Here is a 3,404-nt window from a genome sequence, read left to right on the forward strand (position 1 = left end):
CTATCACGACTTGATCGACTACCTGTCGTTTCTCGGTGCCAGGTTCGATATCGACATGCCTGCGCGCCAGCCATGGCGAACAGGGGCACGGTCCCGCGGTGGTGAGGCTGAAAGAATGCCGGTGATCGCAGCCGCTTCCCTTTGGGTCAAACCGTTGCCGGGCGACATTTGCGTGCTCGTGGTCGTTCCGGCCGGAAGAAGCCCAACCGATCGCGGCCTGCAAGTTGGGTTCGGCCAGTTCCGGCGGGCTGGCCGAGATGAAGTGTTGGCCCTTTCTGCAGGCGTTGCGCCTGAAGCCCTGCCTCCGTTCGGGTGGCCATACCTTCCGGGCGTCGCCAAAGTTGTGGTCGATCGTGAGATCGTCGAGGCACAGCTTGTCGTGTTCAATGCGGCGACGCTTGACCACAAGATGTTCATGACAGGACATGAATTCAAGGCAGCACTGGGGGCATTCGAACTTCTCGGCGCTTCGCCGCCACTTGCTTAAGCAGCCGAGTGCGCACTGGCAGGCGCCAGACCCATCAGCCGCGCCAGAAACCCGGCCAGCACCTCCCTGCGCTTGCACCGGTACAGCCAGTTGGGCACCCACCGGTATTCCTCGCGCACCTGCGCGTCGTACTCGGCAAAGCGCGCCGGGTCGGCACCCAGGATCGCGAGGTCGATGTCGACCAGCCGCCGCGCGTCGTCGCCCTCGGGCTCGGCGTCGTGGCAGGTCGCCATGATCAGCGCGCGCACCCGCTGCTGCACTGCGCTGCCCGCACCGGCTGGTGCGAGCGCGTCACAGGCCCCGTCGGCGCTGCGCGCTTCGTTGTCCTTGACTTGCGGGTCGTAGACCGCGCCGTGGAACGTTGGCCGTGCCCTGCCCGGGGTGCGCGCGGCGGTGGGTTTCGGTCAGGCCCAGCCGTTTGAGCGCATCGATCTCGGGCCCATCGCGCTCGATGAAGATAAAGACGTGGTCGATCATCACGGGGGCATCATGGGTGCCAGGTGGCCGACGCGCCGGGTGGCCGTTGGGACGCGGGCCGGCGCGCGCCCGCGATGGCGTAGGACAACTCGTTGGCCGCCGTCATCACGGTCTGTGCCAGCTCCAGCAGACGCGCCTCCGGCAGGCGCGCCGTCGGCCCCGAAATGCACACCGACCCCAGCAGCCGCCAGTGCAGCCCGAACACCGGCGCCGACACGCTGGACACCTCGGCCTCGCGCTCGCCCATGGACAGGTGGAAACCGCGTCGCCGGATCGACTCGTAAGGCTCGCCCGGCTCGCCGGAGAACGCCAGGATGACGCGCCCAGGCGCACCCAACTCCAGCGGCAGGCCGATGCCCACGCGCACGTGGTGGCGGATGGTCTGCGGTCCGTCCACCCGCGCCAGGCACTGGCGCTGCTGGCCTTCGCGCACGTAGAACGAGGCGCTTTCGCCGGTCTGCACGGTGAGCGCCCGCAGCACCGGCTCCACCACCTCGTGCACGTCGAACACGGCCTGGTAACACGCGCCCAGCCAGCCGGCCGCGCGACCCAGCCGCCAGCTGCCGTCTTCTTTCTGCACCAGGTAGTTGTCGGCCGCCAGCGTGCGCGCCAGGCGCAGCGTGGTGGTCTTGTGCATGCCGGTGCGACGGCTCATCTCGGCCAGTGTGAGCTGCGGGTCGTCCATGCCGAAGCTTTCCAGCACGCGCAGCGCCCGCGTCACGGCGGTCACGCTGCCGGTGCTGGCCTCGGTGTCCGCTGCTTCGGGCGTCGCCGCAGGGGATGTGGCGGGCTGTCTGGGTGGTTTCATGCCTCGGCCTCCGTTTCGACTATCGAAACTGCATTGTATTGAATGAAACACGCTCGTACAGTCCGCCCCAGCCGCCACACACAGCGAAGCGGCCCACTGTCCAGCACTGAAACATGGAGACAAACATGACCCTTTCCCGCCGCCACGCCCTTGCCGCCGCCAGCCTGATGCTGGCCGCCGGCGCCGCCCTCGCCCAGGCCTACCCCGCCAAACCCATCAAGGTCATCGTGCCCTTCCCCGCCGGCGGCGGCACCGACCTGATTGCCCGCGAAGTGACCAACAAGATCCAGACCACCAAGGGCTGGACCTTCGTGATCGAGAACCGCCCGGGCACTGGCGGCAACATCGGCATCGACGCCACCGCCAAGTCGCCGGCCGACGGCTACACGATTGGCCTGGGCCAGACCAGCAACCTGGCCATCAACCCCACGCTGTACGCGAAGATGCCGTACGACTCGGTCAAGGACCTGACCCCGATCAGCCTGGTGGCCAGCGCGCCGCTGGTCATGGTGGTGGGCGAGACCTCGCCCTTCAAGACCCTGGCCGAGGTGGTGGCGGCTTCCAAGGCCAAACCGGGTTCGCTGAACATGGCCTTCGCCGGCAACGGCACGGTGGCGCACCTGGCCAGCGTGCTGTTCCAGAAGTCGGCCAACGTCGATTTCATCCACGTGCCCTACAAGGGCGCCGCCCAGGCGTCCACCGACGTGGTCAGCGGCCGCGTGGAGCTGTACCTGTCCTCGGTGCCGACCCTGATCGGCCACATCAAGAACGGCAAGATGCGCCCGCTGGCCGTGACCTCGCTCAAGCGCGTGGACGACCTGCCCCAGGTGCCGACCATTGCCGAGTCGGGCGTCAAGGACTTCGAAGCGGTCACCTGGTTCGGCTTCGTGGCCCCGGCCGGCACGCCCAAGGAGATCGTCACCCTGCTCAACGCCGAGATCAACAAGGCGCTGCAGTCGGCCGACGTGAAGAAGAAGCTCAGCGACCAGGGCGCCGACGTGCTGGGTGGCCCCCCCGAAGCTTTCGGCAGCCTGATCAAGAGCGACCTCGCCCGCTGGGCGCCCATCGTCAAGGCCTCGGGCGCCACTTTGGATTGACACCCCCTGCGCCGATGGATCGGCTTCCCCCTCCGTGGCGCGCCTGCGGCGCTTCGAGGGGGACGCGCCCTGCGGCCCGTCCTGAGCTTGTCGAAGGGCGGTTCCGCGGGTGTCCTGGAACCAGTCACCTCGCTCATCACGGTCACGCGCCGGCTGGGTGACGCACTGCCCCTTTCACTTTCACTGAGAGCACCCACCATGTCCCAGCCCGACATCATCAAAGACATCCGGCGCACCACGCCCGACCTGGTGGCGCAGGCCGCCAAATACCAGCCGGCGATCTTCTCCGACATCAACGGCCGCCGCGGTGCGCTGCACGGCCGCATCCAGGCCCTGCGCCCGCGCATGAAGCTGGCCGGACCGGCCTTCACCGTCGAGGTGCGCCCCGGCGACAACCTCATGATCCACGCCGCCATGGCGCTGGCGAAACCCGGCGACGTGCTGGTGATCGACGGCAAGGGCGACCAGACCTCGGCCCTCATGGGCACCATCATGATGACCGCCTGCCGCCAGCTCGGCCTGGCCGGCGTGGTGA

The 3,404-nt window shown here is 68.0% G+C and carries 6 protein-coding genes; 3 read left to right on the top strand and 3 right to left on the bottom strand.

Translation table 11 applies throughout. The features are described 5' to 3' along the window. The coding region (locus IV088_RS15210; RefSeq protein ID WP_291103659.1) for a YbaK/EbsC family protein at positions 1 to 487 on the top strand (487 nt) is incomplete at its 5' end. On the opposite strand, the gene IV088_RS15215 is transcribed toward IV088_RS15210, so the two are convergent. The 3 genes from IV088_RS15215 to IV088_RS15225 are packed head-to-tail and all read right to left on the bottom strand — an operon-like array spanning position 484 to position 1,772. Continuing rightward, the gene (locus tag IV088_RS15215; protein WP_291103667.1) at positions 484 to 720 is read right to left on the bottom strand and encodes a hypothetical protein; all 237 of its coding nucleotides are present in this window, start codon (positions 718 to 720) and stop codon (positions 484 to 486) included. The two genes, IV088_RS15210 and IV088_RS15215, sit on opposite strands and share 4 nt — an antisense overlap. A 58-nt stretch (positions 721 to 778) precedes the next feature. Then, positions 779 to 964 (bottom strand): hypothetical protein, encoded by a 186-nt coding sequence (locus IV088_RS15220; RefSeq protein ID WP_291103669.1) that lies wholly within the window; start codon positions 962 to 964, stop codon positions 779 to 781. Positions 965 to 974: 10 nt separating this feature from the next. Beyond that, positions 975 to 1,772, bottom strand: a complete 798-nt coding sequence (locus IV088_RS15225) for an IclR family transcriptional regulator (protein ID WP_291103671.1) — start codon at positions 1,770 to 1,772, stop codon at positions 975 to 977. Between the two features lie 125 nt (positions 1,773 to 1,897). Here IV088_RS15225 and IV088_RS15230 point away from each other — a divergent pair, with 125 nt between their 5' ends. After that, positions 1,898 to 2,869 carry a tripartite tricarboxylate transporter substrate binding protein gene (locus tag IV088_RS15230; RefSeq protein ID WP_291103673.1) on the top strand — a complete coding sequence of 324 codons (972 nt, stop codon included), beginning with the start codon at positions 1,898 to 1,900 and terminating at the stop codon, positions 2,867 to 2,869. A 198-nt stretch (positions 2,870 to 3,067) separates the two neighbouring features. After that, positions 3,068 to 3,404 (top strand): RraA family protein (locus IV088_RS15235; protein ID WP_367171592.1); only part of this gene is annotated, 337 nt, incomplete at its 3' end.

Origin of the sequence: Hydrogenophaga sp. (assembly GCF_018780075.1) — a bacterium.
GTDB lineage: Bacteria > Pseudomonadota > Gammaproteobacteria > Burkholderiales > Burkholderiaceae_C > Hydrogenophaga.

What these genes read in the sequence shown, in the direction of transcription:
- IV088_RS15220 (WP_291103669.1), bottom strand. Translation starts at nt 964, where the DNA reads ATGATCGACCACGTCTTTATCTTCATCGAGCGCGATGGGCCCGAGATC.
- IV088_RS15215 (WP_291103667.1), bottom strand. Translation starts at nt 720, where the DNA reads ATGGCGACCTGCCACGACGCCGAGCCCGAGGGCGACGACGCGCGGCGG.
- IV088_RS15230 (WP_291103673.1), top strand. Translation starts at nt 1,898, where the DNA reads ATGACCCTTTCCCGCCGCCACGCCCTTGCCGCCGCCAGCCTGATGCTG.
- IV088_RS15225 (WP_291103671.1), bottom strand. Translation starts at nt 1,772, where the DNA reads ATGAAACCACCCAGACAGCCCGCCACATCCCCTGCGGCGACGCCCGAA.